The sequence below is a fragment of the Falsiroseomonas oryzae genome (assembly GCF_027856955.1).
Classification (GTDB): domain Bacteria; phylum Pseudomonadota; class Alphaproteobacteria; order Acetobacterales; family Acetobacteraceae; genus Falsiroseomonas; species Falsiroseomonas oryzae.
On sequence record NZ_JAPSMD010000819.1, the window covers coordinates 1 to 1223 of the forward strand.

General features: G+C 76.4%; 1 protein-coding gene. It reads left to right on the plus strand.

Annotated features, from left to right (window positions below):
• On the plus strand, positions 1-1223 hold a 1223-nt coding region (locus OZN99_RS31975), incomplete at both ends, for a spermidine synthase family protein (RefSeq protein ID WP_270939217.1).

A 1223-nucleotide genomic window follows, 5' to 3' on the forward strand; every position in this document is an offset into this window, starting at 1 on the left:
CTTGAGCCTCGTGCGGCGGCTGCGGCGCGGCGCCGCGCCGGCGCAGCTGGTGCCGCGCGCCCTGTCGGCTGCGGCGGCCGAGCCGACACCCTCCGTGTCGGCCCCGGCGGCGGGGAGCCTGCCGCTGTGGTGCCTGCTGGTCTTCGTCTCCGGCTACGTGATCGTGGCGGTCGAGATCCTCTGGGTGCGGGTGCTGGGCCAGGCGGGCCAGTTCCATGCCTACCTGTTCCCCACCGTGCTCGGCGTGTTCCTGCTGGCCGACGGCCTGGGGATGGCGGTGGCGGCACGCCGGGTGCGGCGGATGCGGGACCCGCGGCCGGCCTTCTTCCTGGCGCAGGCCGGCGGCTTCGTCCTGGCAGCGGCGCTGCTGCTGGCGCTGTGGTGGGCGCTGGCGCTGCCGCCCCTGGAGGCGCTGCTGATGCCGGACCGGTGGCGCCTCGGCGGGCGTGCCTTCCAGGCGACGCTGGTGGTCATCGTGCTGGTGGTCGCGCCGCCCGCCTTCTTGATCGGGATGACCTTCCCCTTCGTGCAGCGCGCGGTGCAGCGCGACCTGGCGCAGGTGGGCGCGAGGGTCGGGTGGGTGCAGCTGGCGAACATCCTGGGCAACGCGGCGGGCTCGGTGATGACGGGCCTCGTCACGCTGCACCTGCTGGGCACGGCGGGCACGCTGGCGCTGCTCGGCGTGGTGTCACTGGGCCTGGCGCTGTTCTGGGTCGCCTGGGCACAGGGCGTCGGCTGGTCGGGGCGCGGCGCGGCGGTGGCAGCCGCGGCCGCCTGCGCGGCGGTGCTGGCGTTGGTGCCGGGCAACGAGACGTTCTGGCGTCGGGCACATGGCCTGGTGCCCGGCACCGCCCATGCCTGGGGGGAGGATCGCTCCGGCGTCGCCTTCTGGCGCGACGACGCGCTGCGCGCCGGCGGCGCGGAAGGGGAGCACGGGCCGTTCTTCATCATGGGACACGCCCAGGCGACGATCCCCTTCCTGCCGCGCCACATGCTGCTGGGCGCGACGGGTGCGCTGCTGCATCCGGAGCCCCGGCGCATCTTCGCGGTGGGCGTCGGCAGCGGCGGCACGCCCTGGGGCGCGGCGGCGGTCCCCGCGGTGCAGGAGCTGCGCGCGGTGGAGCTGGTAGCGCCGGTGCTCGACGCGCTGCGCCAGCATGCGGCGCTGCGGCCGGACGGTGCGGTGGCGGCGCTGCTCGCCGACCCGCGCGTCCGGCTGGAGG